An 18,366-nucleotide genomic window follows, 5' to 3' on the forward strand; every position below is an offset into this window, starting at 1 on the left:
AACTATTGAAGATATTAACTACTTAAATAAACGTACACAAATACGTTATTTATGATATATAAATTGTACTATGGAGGTGATAAAAAGTAAAGATTATTATAAAAATTTTTAACAATTATTAAAAAAAATATGCTTAGTCTTTTTTTGAAAAATCATATGTAATTAAGTGTAAAATTTGGCATTTAATTTTTGCTTGATAGATAGATCAAACTAGATTTTGCTCTTTAGAGCTGGAGGTATAATAAAAATATTTGACAAATATAAAATATGATGATATAATAAATTATAGCTTAAATTGATAGTAAACAGAATAACATAGATGTTTTTGATTAAGAATGGTGCTCATGGGTAGAAGTATTATCCTAATTTAAAAAGTATTTGTTATGAGTATTACAGGAATTTAAGAAAAAAATTAGGAGGTACGTTTATATGAGCGGAACAGTAAAATGGTTTAATGCAGAGAAAGGTTTTGGATTTATTACAGGAGAGGATGGAAAAGATGTATTCGCACATTTTTCTCAAATCAATACTGATGGATTCAAAACATTAGAAGAAGGCCAAAGTGTGACTTTTGATTTGGCACAAGGTCATAAAGGCCCTCAAGCAGAAAATATTACTATTGTAGAATAATGAATATTTTTAACCTCATGTTATTTAATTAGCATGAGGTTTTTTAGTATACTTTAATACGTACTATCTGTTAATTCATTAAATAGTTAATATGTAATTTTACATATTAATGAAATAGATTTTTAATAATAGCGTGGATTGAATTTAAGATTAGGCTTATTAGGAGATATTGGAGCTTTGGTGTTATAGAACTGCAATAGCAGAAAAATTGAAAGGAAAACATAATACATTTAACCATTGTTTTTAGCAGTGAGGTAGAGGAAGTTATTAAGAAAAATAATGTCTTTAAAAGCTATACGGACATCATCTTATCTTTGAAGCACTATTCAAATCTCAATCTGTTTATTATAAAGAACGACGGTATCAAGAAAATTATATCTATACTGAGTACTTTAATAGCGATGTTTAACAACTCTACAGTTTGACGAATTGGATGCCGGTATTTTTGAATATTTGCTTGGTGAGCTTCTTTAGATTATCAGCGAAAGTGGAAAAGGACAACTAATATTTACTTCTCATAATTTAAGACCACTTGAAATGCTGGATGCAAATTCGATTATATTTACAACAACAAATCCAAAGAATCGGTATATGCGATTTACGAATGTGAAAAGCAACAATAATCTGAGAAAGTTGTATTATCGAAGTATTAATCTTGGAGGACAAAAGGAGGATGACTGATGAGAACTAAAAAGGTTATTCTATTTATCGTAGAAGGTGTAACGGATAAAACGTCTTTAGGTGGAATTTATTGATAAATTGGTTACGTAAAGTAGTATTTATCAATATGACTTTACCACCAATATGTCTTGTTTTGTGGCAATACAACTTTTAGACTTTTTATGCTAAAATAATCAAGAGATTATACAGTGAGGTGTTTTAAAATGAAGAAATTAATAAAAGTTGTAGGTGCTATCATTGAAAATGAAAACAATGAAATTCTATGTGCTCTTCGTTCTCCAAGAATGTCTATTCCAAATATGTGGGAGTTTCCTGGCGGTAAAATCGAAGATAATGAAACATTTAAACAAGCTATTGAAAGAGAAATAAAAGAAGAACTATCTTGCAAAGTTGAATTTATTGATGTTTTTAATGATAATATTCATGAATATGATAATTTCATAGTAAATTTGATTACTGTTAAATGCCGCTTGGTAACTGGTACTCCTAAAATAAGTGAGCATTCAAAATTAATATGGTTGCATAGAGAAAATTTACTTTCTTTAAAGTGGGCTCCTGCAGATATTCCAGCTGTAAAACAGCTTGTAGAAGAAAAAGGCATAGCAAAATAATGCTATACCTTTTTTGTGAATTCTGTATATAAATGCATAGGAATTTCATTTTCCAATTTTATTTTAACAGTTATAGGTTTTTCGCCCTCATACTCTATTACATCACCTTTACCAATATAAATATAAGGCTGGGAGACTCTATCGATTTGCTTATACTTTCTTACGAAAATATGAAGATTAATTCCTCTTTTTTTATTAAATATTATATTTTGTCCTCTTTCTGATTTTTGAGAAGTACTATTAGGACTTTGCCATTGAAATTCTTTACTATTAATAAATTTATCTTTATAATTTATACTTTCTTTAATACACTCTTCCTTATGTAAATCTACAAAAATAAAATATTCTTTTCCATTTGTTATTAAACCACTTCCCCTAAAGGAAGTATGGATTTTAGTGTAATTTGAAAGTAAAGCTACATCTATCATTTTATACTGTTCAAATATTTTGAAAAATGGTACTCCATAATATTTACTTCCAAACTCTTTTTCATACCTTATGAGAGCATAATTTACAACATCTTCAATATATATTCTATATTTAGTATTATGTATTACTTTCTTAAAATTCCATGTACAACTTAATACTGTACCATTAAGTTCAAAGCATTTAATATTACTTTTAACTTGATTTGAATCATAATAATCTTGATTTAAGAACTGAAAAGCATGTAAAATACTAGTATTATCAACATGTTCAATATGTTTTAATATTTCATTTCTAGCTTGTTCTAAACTTATTTCTTCATGATTTAGTAAATACTTAATGATACTAAATTCATATACTCTTTTTATAGGTAACATACTTGAAAGTTCTTTAAGAATTTTAAAAAAAACTTCATCTTCTAATAATTTTTTTAGAGCTTCATTCTTTTCCATCTTAGCAACAAACTCAATGTAAGTTTTTTCCTTATTTAAAAATATTAAAGGATCTATTGCTCCATCATATTTTATATAATCCATAAGATAATACGGAGCTTTACCACCGTTCATTTTCTTAAATTCTAGATATTCTTCCCGTAAATACTTCATTGAATTAAAATTTTCTTCAGTTAACTGTTTTAATATTCTTTCTTGAGAAATTCTATCCATATGAATATTTGTACACCCTGGTATATTACTAAATTGAGTAGCTACAGCTACCTTTAAGCTATCCTTATCGTAATACCTTGAACCATTTAAAGCTATTGCTATTAAAAATGCTTTATTATGATTTCCTATAAAATCTAATACGGTTAAGAAAGACTTTTCTTTATACTTTCTAAGACCTCTACCAAGCTGTTGTATGAATATTATAGGTGAATTAGTTGGTCTAAGCATCAAAACCAAATTAATGGATGGTATGTCCACTCCTTCATTAAAAACGTCTACAGTAAATATAAATTCTAAATCATCCTCATTTGATTCTAATTTATGTATATAATATTCTCTTTCATCAGCGGAAATTTTTCCTGTTAAACATACACTTTTTATACCTCTTTTATTAAACTCATCAGCCATATACTTAGCATGTTCAATACTAGCGCAAAAGCCTACCCCTTTACGTTTATATCCGTCATATCCATAAAACTCTATTTTTTCAATTATAAACTCAACTCTTTCGTTAACCTTTAATCTTTTGGTAATTTCATCTATATTTTGAAGATTTACATCACTTAAATCAACACTCTCAATGTCAGTTATACCAAAATAATGAAAAGGTACAACTAATTCAAGTTCTAATGCCTCCCTAAGTCTTACTTCTAAAGCAATGTTATTTCCAAAAATATCAAATATATTTCCGTTATCACATCTTTCAGGTGTTGCAGTCATACCAAGTAAAAATTTAGGTTTGAAATAACTCATAACTTTCTTATAAGATTGACTAGAGGCGTGATGAGCCTCATCAATAATTATATATTCAAAATCATGTGGACTAAAATTTTTAAGATGATTATTCATCGATTGTACAGTAGAAAATAAATAATCTGCATTTATTTCCTTAATTTTACCGGTTAAAATTCCTGTATATTTATCTTTATTCTTAACTAACTTCTTAAATGTTTTCTCGGCACTTCTTAATATTTCTTCCCTATGAGCTAAAAATAACATTTTTTTAGGTTTGTAACTCATAACATCAAAAGCTGACATGTAAGTTTTTCCAGTACCGGTAGCGGCAATAACCAAAGCTTTATTTTCACCTGAAGCTCTTAATCTATTCAAATTTTCCATAGCTCTCTTTTGCATTTTGTTAGGTTTAATTAATTCATAATTGCTAAATTCTAATTTTTTATTAACTTGAGCTTTTTTAATTTGTTTAAGAAAATTGCTATAGCTATTAAGAAAGTCATTATCCACAACGGAAGTCAATTCCCATAAGTTTAAATACTCCTCTAAAACCTTTCGGGTAAAGCTATTATCTTTTTTAGAAATAATACTAACATTCCACTCAATATTACTCTTTAATGCTCTCTGCGTAATATTAGAAGAACCTATAATAATCTTGTATTCCTCTTTATTTTCAAAAATATAAGCTTTAGTATGAAAACCCTTTTCATTAGAAGCCACAAAAATCTTCAAATCAATATTTTTGAATTTTCGTATTCTTTCAAGAGCTTTCGGTTCAGTAAAATTAAGATATGTAGAAGTTACTATTTTACCACTAACACCTTTTTCTTCAAGTTCCTTAAGGCTATCTAGTAGAAGTTGAAGTCCACTAAAATTAATAAATGCCACACTAAAATAAAACTTTTCACACTGACTTAAACATTCCTTAAGTTCATATAAAAGATTCCCCTTTTCTGAATTTACTATTAACTTATTATTTACTAGAAATTCAATATTTTCTATCTCTTTATTTTTAAGATCAACAAAACTAATTTGCTTCTCTTTACTAATGTCTATATTATTTAGTATTAAATTCATAAAATCCCCCACTTCAATATATACATAAGAAAGCTCTAACCAATTGGCAAACTATAATTGTAATCCAGCCTTAATTATACCATAATATTAAAGATTTTGTTTTTAGTGGACTAGAGTTTTCAGCTGAAGTGCCGATGTTTTGTTGTTTTACTTTAGCAAAACGAGTTCACTATTGTGATAATTAATTTGTGGTTAATTTGAAAAAGGTTATAATATTGCTTATTTGCATAACACGCGTTAGAATATTGTTAAAACATAGAATGTAAGGGGGTGTAACTGTTGGCTTAATAAAAGATTTTAGATAAGGTTATTTTGAATAATACATATGAGTCAACAGAGAGTGTATGTATGGAGTTATAGCATGTTTTGATAATAAAACGGAAGAATATATAAAAAATTTGTGGAAAGTATTAGTTGAAAATAATATTTCCTACTATTCAGAGGAAGAAGAAAATAGAAGACCACATATCACTATTGCAGATTACAATTGCTTAGATGAAAAAGAATTCATTAAGGACATGGATAAGTTATATAGTTTTAAGTCAAGAGTTCAAATTAATTTAGGTGTTTTAGGAAGTTTTTTAAATTCAAGGACATTATTTGTAGCACCAACTTTGTCAAAAGAATTGTTAAACTTTCACCATGAGCATCATGAGTGGTTTAAAAAATATAACGATGAACCAGATTCATTTTATCTTCCAAGTAAATGGATTCCACATTGTACTATCGCTAATAGATTAAGTCAGGAGAAATTGGTAGAAGCATTTAATTATTGTTCCCAAAATATGGATGTTATTAAAGCACAAATAAGTGAAATATCTTTGATAAAAGTTGAATATGAAAACAATAAAAGTGTTGGAGTTTCTACTGTTTTTTCAAAGAAACTAAAATAGATTTTAAAAATAATTATTTAAACATTATATTAAGCGAGTTGATTATCCATAAAATATGATAATCGATTCACTTGATATATTTTTTTGATTTAAAGTATTTATTAATTTTGTTTTAAACAAATTAATTACAATAATACTTAGTATTTGCACATATACAAAAAATATACGGACAAGTCATTTAATATGTTGTAATTTATGTAAAACAATGGTATGATGATTTTGTTTCATGTAACGCTAATAAATAATTAGGAGGTATAATATAAATGAAAAAGTATTGCAATAAAACAACTATATTTGGGATTATAATAGCTATTATTATATCATCAACATCTATATATATTTATAATTATAAAACAACAAAGAATAATAATGCGCTAGGTAACTTAACTATAGCGCAAAAACTAGAGGATTTCAGATATATGTATAATATACTTGAAGAAAACTATGTTTACTTTGACGTGAATAAAAGATTAAATGGTTATGATTGGTTGGCAAATAAAGAAGAGTTTGAAAAATCTATTATGAAAACTAAGGATAATTTTGAGTTTTTTATAGTGCTGAGTCGTATACTGAAAAAATTAAATGATGGGCATACCTCTTTATATTTTCCAACATATGTTAGTGAAATAAGAGATTCTTATAATAAAGCTAATGAAAATTCTCGTTTTGATCCTTGGCTTAAAATTTTAAATGATAAATCAGTAATAAATAAGAATCTTCAGTGGGAAAAAATATTGAAAAAGAACAATATTGAGAATTTTTATTCATCTAAAAACGAGGATGATTCATATAGTAATGATAATTTTGAAACAAACATTATAGAAGATGGAAAAATTGCTTACTTAAAAATTAAAGAAATGAAACCTATTTATCGTACAGAGAATCAAATTAATGATGTATATAGTTTCTTTAAAGATATAAAGGATTATCCCTATTTAATTATTGATATTAGAGGAAACACAGGAGGAACAGATAATTGCTGGATAAACATTATGGAACATCTAATAGATCAAAAAATTAGTTTAAACTCAACTTTAGTATTTAAAGGTGAAAAATATCCTCAATACTTTTATAAGCAAAGTGGTGCAGATTTTAGTCCTATTGATGAACTTGCTTCCAATGAAAATTATCCTGAAGAGATTAAAAATAAATTCAAATATTATACTGAAAGAATAATTGATCTTGAACCCAATAATTCTGTAGGTTTTAAGGGGAAAATTTTTCTATTAGTAGATCATTATGTTTTTTCATCAGCTGAAGCTTTTGCATCATTTGCTAAGGGAACCAATTTGGCAACACTAATTGGAGAAAAAACAGGTGGGGATGGTATAGGAGCTAATCCTCTAATAATGTCTTTACCAAATAGTGGGTTAATCGTAGGGTTTGTAGGTATAATGGGACTTAATCCTGATGGAACATCTAATATGGAGATGAAGACAACTCCTGATATTGAACTTAATGTTACTTATTTAGGTGAAGAGGGTGTTATAAATAGAACCGTAGATATAATACATGAAACAGAGAAAAATAAATAGATTTATATCTATAAATGAGAAAATTTAAATACAAATTTTCTCAGTAGATATTTACATTACGCCTTATGCTACTTTCATGGTTTTAAAAACAGTTTCAATAGGAATATTATTTTTAGCAGATTCATAATTGCTCAATATGATTTAAAACAGGTTTGAAAAAATATAAAAAGAATTCAAGGCTAAATAAAAACTAGCTTATTGGTGATTTTTCTGGTAAACTGTTTTTATGAGACACAATTTTATTTCTGTTGTTAAAGTTTGTTCACAAAATAATTTATACAACAAAAACGAAATTTGTCTCTATTTTTTATGAAATTATTCAACTATAAATATATGTTATGAAATTTTTTCAACTATAGTTATTAAATTATAAAATGAGAATAAATGGAGAAGAACTTTCTTTTTGGATGCATGATGAAAATATAAAAAAATCAGTCAAAATGAACCTCAAATTACCTATTCTATAAATCATCAAATTTGTGAAATTGATATTTCTTTTAATCCATGCACACCAGAATTAAGAAAGCAATTTTTAATTGAGTATATTAATATTTTCAACCAAGATAAATTAAGAAATCATATTAATAAACATATTAAATATTTTATGATGTTAAGGATATTTGGAGTATTTAATGTTAACAAAATGGAACAAGAAGATATAATAATAAGCATGACATATGCTCAAATACTTTTTAATAATGACAAAGGATATTTGGAATTTCTAACGTCAATATTAGATGAAGAAAACACTTTATAGATTTATATATTGAGATAAACAAAGGTGTTAAAAATGGGGGGGAGTTAATGGTGAAATTAAGATCAAGGGCAATAATTCCATATAATGAAGGGATATTAATGATACACAGGATTAGAGAAATTGGTGGGAAAAGAGTTGAATATTATGTGTTTCCTGGTGGTGGTGTAGAAGGAGAAGAAACTCCTGAAGAGTGTATAGTTAGGGAGGCTTTTGAAGAATTAAGTATTAATGTTAAAGTAGATAAAGAGTTATATAGATTAAGCTATGTAGATGAAGGTCAATTAGAAATATTATATTTATGTGACTATATAAGTGGAGAAATAAAAATAGGAAATGGACCTGAATTTCAAGAAAAAAATCGAGGTTTATATATTCCCACAGTTGTTAAAATTGAGGATATACATAATTTGAATATTATAGAAGAAGTAAAAAAGGCATTAATAGCAGATTTAAAAAAATATAAGAACATAAAATCTATTCCAAAGAGAGAAAGAAACTTGGAGAAATTGTAATCAATTAATATTATTGATTTTATGAAAATTTTAAAAGCAGAATACTAAGCATATAGGGAACAGGTAAAAATTTGGAAAATTCAATTTAGCATTGTTTGGTGGAGAAAAAGTCTTTGAAGACAAAACTATAGAAGAATTAAATGAAGCAATAAGATGGCCTAAAATAAAAGAAGAAACAATAGAAAAGTGTATTATGAAAGTGAAAGGGGGCAGGTACCTTACATAGATTGGCAATTTTATTACCAATCTATGTATTTACAGAACAATTTATTCTCGAATGCAGAAAAATAAAGAAATAAGGTGAGTACAATATGTTTGTTAGAGCTCTGAAATATTTAAAATCATACTGAAAAATGGAAATATTCGCTATTATACTAACTTTTACTGTAGCTTGTTTGCGCTTGGTTGGGCCATGGGCTCAAAAAATACTTATTGATGATGTTTTTATAAAAAAAAATACAAATTTACTGTTTACAACAATAATGGTATGGTGGTTGGCTATTATAGCTGACATTTTTATTGAAGCTCTTAGAGATTACTGCTTTACTACTGTAGGAGAAAGAACAATAAGAAACCTACGGGAAGAATTATATAGAAAACTTCAAAAGCAGAATGTAAGTTATTTTAAGCAAAATGGAGTAGGAGCTATAATGTATTACTTCACTAACGGTATTCCTGCAATGGGTAATTTATATCAAAATATAATTCCAGATATTTTATTTTATTTTGTATGGTTCTGCGTTTCACTTTATACTATCTTTAAGCTTAACTGGAAGTTATCTTTAATAAGTATACCATTTCTAATTTTATATGCTATAATCTGCAAGCTTTCCATTAAGCCAGTTAGGAAATCTTCAAAAAAAGTTCAAGAAAATGAGCTTCAGATTTCAACATGTTTGCAGGAAAGTATATTAGCTATTACGGATATTAAAGTTAATACGCTGGAGGCATGGGATTTCCAAAAATTAGTAAGCAGTTTAAAAAACAGCTTAAGCTTGTTATAAATCAAAGAATGATTAGGTATTCTTCATTTGCAAGTGGACATTTTTTATATTTATCATTAACCGTATTAATGTTCTTTATAGGAGGAAAGTTTGTTATTTCAGGTTCTATGTCTATAGGTACATTGGTAGCTTTTATAGGCTATCTCAATGTATTATTTACACCGGTCAGGCAGTTTATTTCAATCAATAATCAGATTCAATCATCCTTGGCAGCAGCAGAACTTACATTTGATTTTTTAGAAACTAAACCATCTATTGTAGATGGAAATTCAATACTGGAAACGAAGAGTGTTGATATTGAATTTAAAAACGTAAGCTTCAAATATCAGAAAGATGGAGAAGATACCATAAAAAAAATAAATCTTAAAATAAAAAATGGAAGCAATGTGGCAATTGTAGGGACAAGCGGTTCAGGAAAATCAACATTAGCTAGTCTAATGCTCAGATTTTATGATACTGATAGTGGTGTATTGCTAATAAATAATAAAAATATATGTGATTACACACTTAAATCTTTGAGAAGTAGTATAAGATATGTTTCTAGAGAGAGTATTCTATTTTCCGGTACAATAAGAGAAAATATTATATTGGACAATTTGGATATATCTGAGAACGAAATGATTGAAGCAGCGAAGGCAGCATGTGCTCATGAGTTTATTGAGAAGCTTACCGATGCTTATAACTATCATATAGAAGAGAATGGATGTAATTTATCAAGCGGTCAAAGGCAAAGAATATTGCTGGCAAGGTTTTTCTTAACAAAACCGAATGTTATTATACTTGATGAGGCAACTTCAGGACTTGATTTAGGTACTGAAAAAAAGTTTTAACTGCATTAAATCATTTTATGAGGAATAAAACAATCATAAATATTACCCATCGTTTGGCCAGTATACAGAATTGCGATGAAATATATGTTATTCAAGAGGGGCAGTTAATTGAGCATGGAAGTTATGAAAATCTCATCAAACTAGGAGGTGTATATTCTACACTTTTGTCCCATTATTCTGAAGAAAGTGATAAGAAGAGTTTTTGATTCTATTTAAATAGCAACAAAAATTGTTCATTTCATTTCCAATTTTTGAAAGGGGTCAGGTACCTTACATAGATTTTAATAAGCTTATTGCAATTAAAAATAATGAGACTCTTGTACTTACTTCTACAGATTATAAGATGCTGAGAATTTTTGTTGCTATACTTTTGTATTATTTACAGTTGTTGTATTTTCAGTAACAGAGTATTGGAAAGCACGCTTTTTACTCTTATTATTTGGGGTGCTTTTTGTGTTGTGGGGTGTGCTACTGGCTTTTCTTATTAGAAAAAAACTTGTTTATTTTTCTGATTCAATGAGTGAATGTTTGGATGATATGATAATGGATTTAGGTATGTCCTCATTATTCAAGATTTATTAATCGTTACAATAATTTTGTTTCTAATTTTTAAAAGATACCTGTTGCCTTTTAAAAATTAAAAATTGTTTATATTAATAGTTTATTAGACTATAATATAATAAAAGAGTTCTCTACTTCAACGTAAGCAAGGTACGAAGAGTTCACGACAACAACAATAGTATAAAGGTATTTAGAAAGCACTAATAGAAACAGATATTGTTTATTATAATACCAATATCTGAAACCAAAATATAAGTATATCATATAAACGGGGGCATGCAAGAATGAGTATTGATAAAATATGCCTAAAAAACATTACAGCTTTTGATGAACTAAAAATGGATTTTTCAAAAGGGATAAATGTTATTATAGGAGAAAATGGAACCGGTAAAACAACTTTACTAAAGATGATATATGCTGCTTGTGAGTGGAGTAATGAAACTATGGATGAAGATAAAACTAAAAATATTTTTAATTATTTTAATTATGGAAAAAAAGATATAAATTTATTAAAAAATTATGATAGAAAAGATACCTATTCAGTTTTTGAAGCAACAAGTAAAGATAATAAATTTGAATTTAATTTATCTTATGATGCCATATTAAAGCTAGGTAAATGGTCTGAATTAGGTATAAAATCAATTTTTATACCTACAACTGAGATGTTATCACATTCTAAAGGCTTTTTAGCAATGAATCAAAACTATTCAATGCCATTTGATGCAACACAAATTGATATTATTGTAAATGCAGAACTTCCAGAAACAAGAAATGTATCAAAGTTAAATCAAAAATTATTAAATATAATTTCAAAAGTAATTGATGGAGAAGTTATTTACGAAAATGATACTTTTTATGTGGTAAAAAATAATGGAATGAAGGTAGAATTTTCTTTTGAAGCAGAAGGCTTAAGAAAGTTTGGTCTTCTATGGAAATTAATTAGAAATGGCTTAATAGAAAAGGATACAATATTATTATGGGATGAACCAGAAGCCAATATTAATCCGGAATTAATGCCAGTATTGATTGATGTGTTATTAGAACTACAAAGAAACGGCGTTCAAGTATTTATTGCAACCCATAGTTATAATCTTGCAAAATATTTTGAAATAAAAAGGACAGAAAAAGATAATGTATTATTCCATAATTTATATAAAGAGAAAAAACTATACAAAGAAAAGATAATGATGCAGAAAAAACAATAGTCTTTTTTGAAAATAGAGGTGTTAAATCTCAAAGTAATGAGTATTTTGGAAAATTAATCAATAATCCAATAATTGTAGCAGATACTAAATTATTTGATAAAGTAATTGAAAAGACTTTTTAGGAGAATTTTATGATAAATAAAGTATTGATAGATGAAAATAAAAAGTATAGGTTTGATTTTTCTAAAGTAGAAGAAGTATGGGAAATACATGAAATTAGCAATAAAATTTTTTTGAGTGATGTAGATTTTATTGCGAAAACAGAAAAAGAAATATTATTTATAGAGTCAAGCGTGTTGATTATCCAATATTTTCAATACGATTATTATCCTGATTTTTTATTTTTTGCATTAAAAAGTCAATGGAAATATATACTTCTATTTGAAGAGTATCCTTGCATAATTTTCTTGTAAATTCAACAAATGATAACTTAACATATTTCCAAGTTTGTGATGTTTCCATATAAAAGAAATGTAAAAGAATATATGCTATGAACCCACAAAAAAGCTGATTATAAACTGAATTTTGGCTTGTTCCAAACAATCTTTTTACATTTAAATTCTGCTTTATAAACCTAAAAAAAGTTTCAATATTCCATCGTTCTTTATAAATAGCAGCAATTTTTTCAGCTGATAAATTAAGCATATCAGTACAAACTCTAATATATTTACCTTTAAAGTCTTTAAATTCAACTACTCTGAATCTATTTTTAGTTTGTTTATCATCTTTTCCAAGTTTGCAAGTTATATCTTTAATTATAGAAGAATCTTTATTGTCCATTCTTTTTAATGATTTTGGTTGAATTATATGAATATTTCCCTTTATTCTTATAACAAATGATTGACCTTCTTCTTTAAATTTATCAAATCTTTCGTGTTTACCATAAGCACGGTCTTCGACTAAAATACAAGTTGTATTTGTTAATTTTTCACCAATTGGTCCATCATGTTTTAAAGCTATTGTTTCTTCTACTTTTACAGGCATCATTTGTGCAACATTAAAGGCTACATGAAGTTTTACACCAGAACGTTGACCTTTGTATTTTGCCCATTTTAAACGAGGTTTTCCAACGGTAATTGTTGTTGAATCGATAGCCAATAGATCTTTCGGTAGTTTTAAAGTTCTTTTAGTAACACGATTACACTTGCTTACTAGAAGTTCAAATAATTTCTTAGTAATTTTATAATTTACTTTAGTGGCTTTTTTTGAAACAGTAGAATAATCTATAGTTTCAAGTCCGTAATCAGCAGTATTTTCAGCGCCATGTCTAAAACTTTTCCACTCTCCAGTAGCTGCCGCTATAAAAAATTTAAGTAGCGAATATACAGTGAATTTTCTAGAAGTATCTTTATATCCTAGAATATCACAAACTTCCTTAACTTCTTGTTCTGTTAAAAGCACTTGCATTATATCTATTATGGTGTTACTCTTTTTCATGAGGTCATTTCTCCTTATTGCTGTATTTGTTTGGTCACAAATTATTTTAGCATAGGATGGCCTCTTTTTCATATCTTTTTTATTCCTTATTATGGATAATCAACACGCTTGAAAAAACGTTACTAAATTTAGTAACGTTTTTTATTTATTAGTTTTTAATCATTAGGACTAATAGAATCTAAACTTAATGCTGCTGTAGGTACTATTGCTTTACCTACATCTCTTTGTTCTATTCTCCAATCTCTATCCCCTGGTTCCTTTAATTCCCAATCATAATATAGTTGATATACTTTAAATACAGGATACCAATAAAATTTCCATGTACCTACATTATCTTCAATTTTTCCATCAATTTCTATACCGCTATCATCGCCTTTTACTATAGAAATTTTTTCGGACTTAGTCCATGTTTTGTCAATATGACCTTCTAATTCTGCTATAAATTTTGCTCCACCTTGTGCTCTTGCACCAGCCTCTATTTCAGAACCTGCTTCATATTCTTTTGTTACTGAACGATTATAATGATAGGTAGCTACCATTCCTTTTTTAACTTTTAAGTCAGTATAGTGAAACCAATCAGAGTTATCTACATATTCATGAGGACTATCATAACTTAATGTATTAGGAATATAGTCACCCCATTTATACGCCCATCTGACTCCAATATTTTTACGTCTATTTTGTAATGTATAATTTTCTAATTTATCACCAATAACAATATTTTTAGGATCTTTACTAGAAACTATTTTACCATCTATACTAACGATATCTATAATAGGATTATTATTGTCAATGATAGGAGCTGCAAATACAGTAGGATTTATACCTAACATAAAAATAACACTCAGTAAAAATGTAGCTATTTTATTTTTCATAAAAACATCTCTTTATTTTAATTATATTGTTAAAACTGGCCAGTTTTAATATCAAAATAATATTAAATATTGTTATCTTTTAAAAATTTATCTAATGCTTCAATAAATTCTGCTAAATAATACATTGCATCTTTTTCCCTAGTTTTATAATTAGGTTCGGTATATGTAGAAACATCTGCAAAACCTATTGCACTTATATTGTAATTTCTTATTGCATAGCTGTACTGAAATATTTCAGTATTTGAACATTTTTCACAATAATATTTTCCCCAATTCTTGTTTTGTTTGCTGTTATAAATTTCAGGTGAATAAGATATACTATGCAACCATTTTCTTTCATCTGATTTTAAATTATAATTTTTATTTGCACTTATACTTAATAATATTTGCATACCATTTTCTTTATTTCTAAACAAGAATTTACTTTCTCTATAATATAATCCATTTGCTGTATCACCTTGGCATCCATCAATACACATAGGAACTCCATTTATTTGAGAATAATTTGATGGAAACATATTTTCATATCCTTCTATTCTAAATTCGTTTCTAATTAATTGTGAAATTTTTTCAAATTGTTCCATACTAAATTGATCTACTGCTACTTCAGAATTTGCAACGTTTACAGTAAATTTGTTATTAATAAAATTATTAGTAACAAAACCTATAAAAAAAGCAATTAAAATAATTAAGATAGTTTTTCTCTTAATTTTCATAAATAGTCACCTACATTTATAATTTCTAATTTATCAATACAATATTAACATATATTCAAATTTATGTAAATGCTTTATTGAATATATGTTAGGCAATTTAAAATAAATAACAAGTCAATTTTAAATTGCTATCATTTATTTTAAATTATACCATTTTACTTATAATTTATCAATTTATATTTAACATAATTACACATAAATGTAACTTTGAAATTAATTTTAACTGAATTTAAGTATAATTCCTTCTTTCCCCAAAAATAATTTCCTATGGTTTATTTTCCAATAGAACTGCCTTTTTACATTTGATTGGCGTCAATGTAACAAACCACTTTCCAATGAGTTCAGCCCGTTCGATCATAGTTTCATATATTTTCATAACTTTTTTGATACTTTTTTACCAGTCATAGCAACAAAAATTGTTCATTTTATTTCCAATTTTTGAAAGGGGTCAGGTACCTTACATATTTAATAAATTTGTAATAATTATGTAATTTGGATTTAAGGATTATCCTTTATTATTTATATAAACGAAGGGTAATCCTTAATTATTGAAAAGGGGGAAAAATTAATGGAGTATGTGTTAAAAACTTATAATCTTACAAAAAGGTATAGAGGAACATCTGTAGTTGATAATATCAATATGAATATTAAAAAAGGGGAAATATACGGATTCTTAGGAAGAAACGGTGCAGGGAAAACGACCACATTGAGAATGATAATGGGGCTTATATTCCCAACGAAAGGAGAGTATGAGATTTTTGGAAAGAATATGGGAAATAGAGATGTTTTGGGGAGAATAGGTGCAATAATTGAAACGCCAGGTTTTTATCCAAACCTAACAGCAAGAGAAAATCTTGATATTCACAGAAGAATGATGGGAGTGCCTAATAAGGAGTATATTGATGAAGCTCTAGAAATAGTTGGACTTAATAATTATGATATTAAAAAGAAAAAGGTTAAAAAATATTCTTTAGGTATGAAGCAAAGATTAGGAGTTGCAAGAGCACTGCTGCATAAACCGGAGTTTCTTATTCTTGATGAGCCAACTAATGGGCTTGATCCAGTTGGAATCAAAGAGATGAGAGAAACTTTACTAGAACTTAATAAAAAGAAAGAAATAACAATACTAATATCAAGTCATATACTTGGAGAAATACAGCAGATTGCAACCAATATTGGTATTATTCATAATGGAAGATTATTAGAAGAGATAGATTACAACAGTTTTCAAAAGAATAATAGACATTATATTAATTTAAGGATAAGTGATGGTAAAAGAGCAGTAACTATTTTAGAGAAAGAGATGAATGTAAGGGATTATGAAGTAATAAGTCCAAATAGAATCAAAATATATGAGATGCTTGATAAATCAAATGATATTGCAAAAAAAATGATTTCCAAGGAGATTGATGTTTACGAGGTTAATATTATGAATGATACTCTTGAGGATTACTTTGTAAAACTTACTGGGGGTGGACAAAGTGCTTGATGGATTATATAGTGAATTTTTGAAACTGAAAAAAACGGGATATTATGTATGTATTCTATTGGTGTGTTTAATTTGCTTGCTTTTTAGTACAATGAATAGAAAATTTATATCATCATTAAATTGGTATGGATATTTTTTTAATTTTGAAATCATAGCTTTTATCATTTTTTATACTTTAGTGATTCCAATTATTATTTCATTTATATTTATAAGAGAATTTAGGTATAAAACTGATATAGTAGCTTTTTCCTACCCCAATGGTAGATTTGGAGCTTTTATAAATAAATTTTTAATGAGTGTATTAGTGGTTGCTATTATTTATGCAATAAGTTATGTTTTTATTGTTTTAAGTGGTTTTCTTTTTGTAAAACATCCATTAACATCAGCACTTCTTTTAAATCATTGTAAAGTATTTTTAGTTTCATTTATTTTTCAGATCGCACTAATACCTTTGACAATTTTGATTGCATTAATCGGCAAGAGTATGACTGTTTCAGCAATATATTCTATAGTGTTAGTTATATCAAATTTAAAGTATATGTTAGGAAGTAAATATAATAATTTTATATTTTCAATTTTACCAGCAGCACCTGTTGCAAAAATTAAAGTACCTGTATATAAAATTTCTATACCACTAAATATGGTTATAAGTAAGAGTGATATATCTTTGGGGATTTTTGTATTCATTGTAAGTATTACGGGATGTATTTTATTTTACAGGAAAGCTGATATACACTAACAAATATTATACAAATATGGTAATTATCTAATCTGTTTCTTTTGAATTAATGTTTATATATTTTTTTATAGGGGGTTTATTATGTTAAATATTGTAATATGCGAATTAAAAAAACTTAAGCGAATTTGGATTCCTTTGATTATTGGAGTATTCATTTTGATTAAAATAAGTTCTGCTCCTTTGAATGTAACAGCTATAAAAAATGCTGATGAATTAATTACTTGGGTGAATATGACTGTTTTTTCCTATGGTTTTCTTGCAGCAATAAATATACTCACTGCATATATATTTGTATTGGAATTTAAAAATAACACAATATCATCAATGATGATATACAAGCATGAAAGATGGAAAATATTCATAGGTAAGATTATTATCATAATGTTGATATCTTTAGTACTATACATTATAGAATTTGGTATGCTAATATCGATTAGTTATATATCTTTTAGAAATACTCTAACATTAGTAGTTATTATAAAGCATCTAATATTAACTTTAAAAGCATTTTTCTTTCAGATGCTTATGATTACAGTGACAGCATGTGTTGCATTAGTGAGTAAAAATATTATTTCTACAGTAATATATATTGGTATTCAACTTGTTGCTAGTTTCATGTTTTTATTCTTTTCAACTATAAGAGCTTTTATACCATTTCCATTACCAGTGGTATCTAATCTTATGCTTATAAGTGATACTTACAAAATTATTAAGAATATATCAATTATGCCAAGTCAAATTATCATAGCTATTGTCAGCTCTAAAGAGCAAAATCTAGTTTGATCTATCTATCAAGCAAAAATTAAATACCAAATTTTACACTTAATTACATATGATTTTTCAAAAAAAGACTAAGCATATTTTTTTTAATAATTGTTAAAAATTTTTATAATAATCTTTACTTTTTATCACCTCCATAGTACAATTTATATATCATAAATAACGTATTTGTGTACGTTTATTTAAGTAGTTAATATCTTCAATAGTT

General features: G+C 26.8%; 17 protein-coding genes. 13 read left to right on the forward strand and 4 right to left on the reverse strand.

Annotated features, from left to right (window positions below; genetic code table 11):
* The first annotated feature begins 429 nt into the window (after positions 1 to 429).
* Together CLTEP_RS11225 and CLTEP_RS11230 are read left to right on the forward strand one after the other, a co-directional pair.
* Entirely contained in the window at positions 430 to 630 is a 201-nt protein-coding gene (locus CLTEP_RS11225; RefSeq protein ID WP_066826739.1) for a cold-shock protein, read from the forward strand.
* 884 nt (positions 631 to 1,514) lie between these two features.
* A complete protein-coding gene (locus tag CLTEP_RS11230; protein ID WP_066826742.1) occupies positions 1,515 to 1,922 on the forward strand; it encodes a (deoxy)nucleoside triphosphate pyrophosphohydrolase in 408 nt (135 codons plus the stop codon).
* A gap of 2 nt (positions 1,923 to 1,924) precedes the next feature.
* Here CLTEP_RS11230 and CLTEP_RS11235 read toward each other — a convergent pair whose 3' ends face one another.
* On the reverse strand, positions 1,925 to 4,825 hold the full coding sequence (locus tag CLTEP_RS11235; protein ID WP_066826744.1) for a DEAD/DEAH box helicase: 2,901 nt from the start codon (positions 4,823 to 4,825) through the stop codon (positions 1,925 to 1,927).
* Positions 4,826 to 5,169: 344 nt separating this feature from the next.
* Between CLTEP_RS11235 and CLTEP_RS11240 the strand changes: the two genes are divergently transcribed.
* The 8 genes from CLTEP_RS11240 (at position 5,170) to CLTEP_RS11265 (ending at position 12,122) form a co-directional block, all read left to right on the forward strand.
* Positions 5,170 to 5,718 carry a 2'-5' RNA ligase family protein gene (locus CLTEP_RS11240; RefSeq protein ID WP_066826746.1) on the forward strand — a complete coding sequence of 183 codons (549 nt, stop codon included), beginning with the start codon at positions 5,170 to 5,172 and terminating at the stop codon, positions 5,716 to 5,718.
* 263 nt (positions 5,719 to 5,981) lie between these two features.
* A complete protein-coding gene (locus CLTEP_RS11245; RefSeq protein ID WP_066826750.1) occupies positions 5,982 to 7,253 on the forward strand; it encodes a S41 family peptidase in 1,272 nt (423 codons plus the stop codon).
* A 607-nt stretch (positions 7,254 to 7,860) separates the two neighbouring features.
* On the forward strand, positions 7,861 to 8,010 hold the full coding sequence (locus tag CLTEP_RS14900) for a hypothetical protein (protein WP_161938371.1): 150 nt from the start codon (positions 7,861 to 7,863) through the stop codon (positions 8,008 to 8,010).
* Between the two features lie 47 nt (positions 8,011 to 8,057).
* The gene (locus CLTEP_RS11250; protein WP_066826751.1) at positions 8,058 to 8,522 is read left to right on the forward strand and encodes an NUDIX domain-containing protein; all 465 of its coding nucleotides are present in this window, start codon (positions 8,058 to 8,060) and stop codon (positions 8,520 to 8,522) included.
* Between the two features lie 91 nt (positions 8,523 to 8,613).
* Positions 8,614 to 8,748: a hypothetical protein gene (locus CLTEP_RS15475; RefSeq protein ID WP_278319549.1), complete on the forward strand. Its 135-nt coding sequence runs from the start codon at positions 8,614 to 8,616 to the stop codon at positions 8,746 to 8,748.
* A gap of 127 nt (positions 8,749 to 8,875) precedes the next feature.
* A complete protein-coding gene (locus CLTEP_RS11255) occupies positions 8,876 to 9,526 on the forward strand; it encodes an ABC transporter transmembrane domain-containing protein (RefSeq protein ID WP_084364913.1) in 651 nt (216 codons plus the stop codon).
* Positions 9,472 to 10,356, forward strand: a complete 885-nt coding sequence (locus tag CLTEP_RS11260; RefSeq protein WP_066826754.1) for an ABC transporter ATP-binding protein — start codon at positions 9,472 to 9,474, stop codon at positions 10,354 to 10,356. Before CLTEP_RS11255 ends, CLTEP_RS11260 begins: the two co-directional genes overlap by 55 nt.
* A gap of 845 nt (positions 10,357 to 11,201) precedes the next feature.
* Complete coding sequence (locus CLTEP_RS11265; protein WP_084364915.1) at positions 11,202 to 12,122, forward strand: AAA family ATPase; 921 nt, start codon at positions 11,202 to 11,204, stop codon at positions 12,120 to 12,122.
* 300 nt (positions 12,123 to 12,422) lie between these two features.
* On the opposite strand, the gene CLTEP_RS11270 is transcribed toward CLTEP_RS11265, so the two are convergent.
* From CLTEP_RS11270 to CLTEP_RS11280, 3 genes are all read right to left on the reverse strand, one after another.
* Positions 12,423 to 13,559, reverse strand: coding sequence for an IS4 family transposase (locus tag CLTEP_RS11270; RefSeq protein WP_066826756.1), 1,137 nt, complete (start codon positions 13,557 to 13,559; stop codon positions 12,423 to 12,425).
* Positions 13,560 to 13,714: 155 nt separating this feature from the next.
* The gene (locus tag CLTEP_RS11275) at positions 13,715 to 14,434 is read right to left on the reverse strand and encodes a hypothetical protein (protein WP_066826758.1); all 720 of its coding nucleotides are present in this window, start codon (positions 14,432 to 14,434) and stop codon (positions 13,715 to 13,717) included.
* Positions 14,435 to 14,496: 62 nt separating this feature from the next.
* On the reverse strand, positions 14,497 to 15,150 hold the full coding sequence (locus CLTEP_RS11280) for a hypothetical protein (RefSeq protein ID WP_066826760.1): 654 nt from the start codon (positions 15,148 to 15,150) through the stop codon (positions 14,497 to 14,499).
* Between the two features lie 568 nt (positions 15,151 to 15,718).
* Between CLTEP_RS11280 and CLTEP_RS11285 the strand changes: the two genes are divergently transcribed.
* From CLTEP_RS11285 to CLTEP_RS11295, 3 genes are all read left to right on the forward strand, one after another.
* A complete protein-coding gene (locus CLTEP_RS11285) occupies positions 15,719 to 16,639 on the forward strand; it encodes an ABC transporter ATP-binding protein (RefSeq protein ID WP_066826762.1) in 921 nt (306 codons plus the stop codon).
* Positions 16,632 to 17,378, forward strand: coding sequence for an ABC transporter permease (locus CLTEP_RS11290; RefSeq protein WP_066826764.1), 747 nt, complete (start codon positions 16,632 to 16,634; stop codon positions 17,376 to 17,378). Before CLTEP_RS11285 ends, CLTEP_RS11290 begins: the two co-directional genes overlap by 8 nt.
* A gap of 81 nt (positions 17,379 to 17,459) precedes the next feature.
* Complete coding sequence (locus tag CLTEP_RS11295) at positions 17,460 to 18,161, forward strand: ABC transporter permease (protein WP_066826766.1); 702 nt, start codon at positions 17,460 to 17,462, stop codon at positions 18,159 to 18,161.
* Positions 18,162 to 18,366 lie beyond the last annotated feature (205 nt).

This window comes from Clostridium tepidiprofundi DSM 19306 (genome assembly GCF_001594005.1).
GTDB lineage: Bacteria > Bacillota > Clostridia > Clostridiales > Clostridiaceae > Clostridium_AC > Clostridium_AC tepidiprofundi.

Coding starts and splice junctions, on each gene's coding strand:
- CLTEP_RS11225 (WP_066826739.1), top strand. CDS start 430: ATGAGCGGAACAGTAAAATGGTTTAATGCAGAGAAAGGTTTTGGATTT.
- CLTEP_RS11230 (WP_066826742.1), top strand. CDS start 1,515: ATGAAGAAATTAATAAAAGTTGTAGGTGCTATCATTGAAAATGAAAAC.
- CLTEP_RS11235 (WP_066826744.1), bottom strand. CDS start 4,825: ATGAATTTAATACTAAATAATATAGACATTAGTAAAGAGAAGCAAATT.
- CLTEP_RS11240 (WP_066826746.1), top strand. CDS start 5,170: ATGTATGGAGTTATAGCATGTTTTGATAATAAAACGGAAGAATATATA.
- CLTEP_RS11245 (WP_066826750.1), top strand. CDS start 5,982: ATGAAAAAGTATTGCAATAAAACAACTATATTTGGGATTATAATAGCT.
- CLTEP_RS14900 (WP_161938371.1), top strand. CDS start 7,861: ATGTTAAGGATATTTGGAGTATTTAATGTTAACAAAATGGAACAAGAA.
- CLTEP_RS11250 (WP_066826751.1), top strand. CDS start 8,058: ATGGTGAAATTAAGATCAAGGGCAATAATTCCATATAATGAAGGGATA.
- CLTEP_RS11255 (WP_084364913.1), top strand. CDS start 8,876: ATGGAAATATTCGCTATTATACTAACTTTTACTGTAGCTTGTTTGCGC.
- CLTEP_RS11260 (WP_066826754.1), top strand. CDS start 9,472: ATGGGATTTCCAAAAATTAGTAAGCAGTTTAAAAAACAGCTTAAGCTT.
- CLTEP_RS11265 (WP_084364915.1), top strand. CDS start 11,202: ATGAGTATTGATAAAATATGCCTAAAAAACATTACAGCTTTTGATGAA.
- CLTEP_RS11270 (WP_066826756.1), bottom strand. CDS start 13,559: ATGAAAAAGAGTAACACCATAATAGATATAATGCAAGTGCTTTTAACA.
- CLTEP_RS11275 (WP_066826758.1), bottom strand. CDS start 14,434: ATGAAAAATAAAATAGCTACATTTTTACTGAGTGTTATTTTTATGTTA.
- CLTEP_RS11280 (WP_066826760.1), bottom strand. CDS start 15,150: ATGAAAATTAAGAGAAAAACTATCTTAATTATTTTAATTGCTTTTTTT.
- CLTEP_RS11285 (WP_066826762.1), top strand. CDS start 15,719: ATGGAGTATGTGTTAAAAACTTATAATCTTACAAAAAGGTATAGAGGA.
- CLTEP_RS11295 (WP_066826766.1), top strand. CDS start 17,460: ATGTTAAATATTGTAATATGCGAATTAAAAAAACTTAAGCGAATTTGG.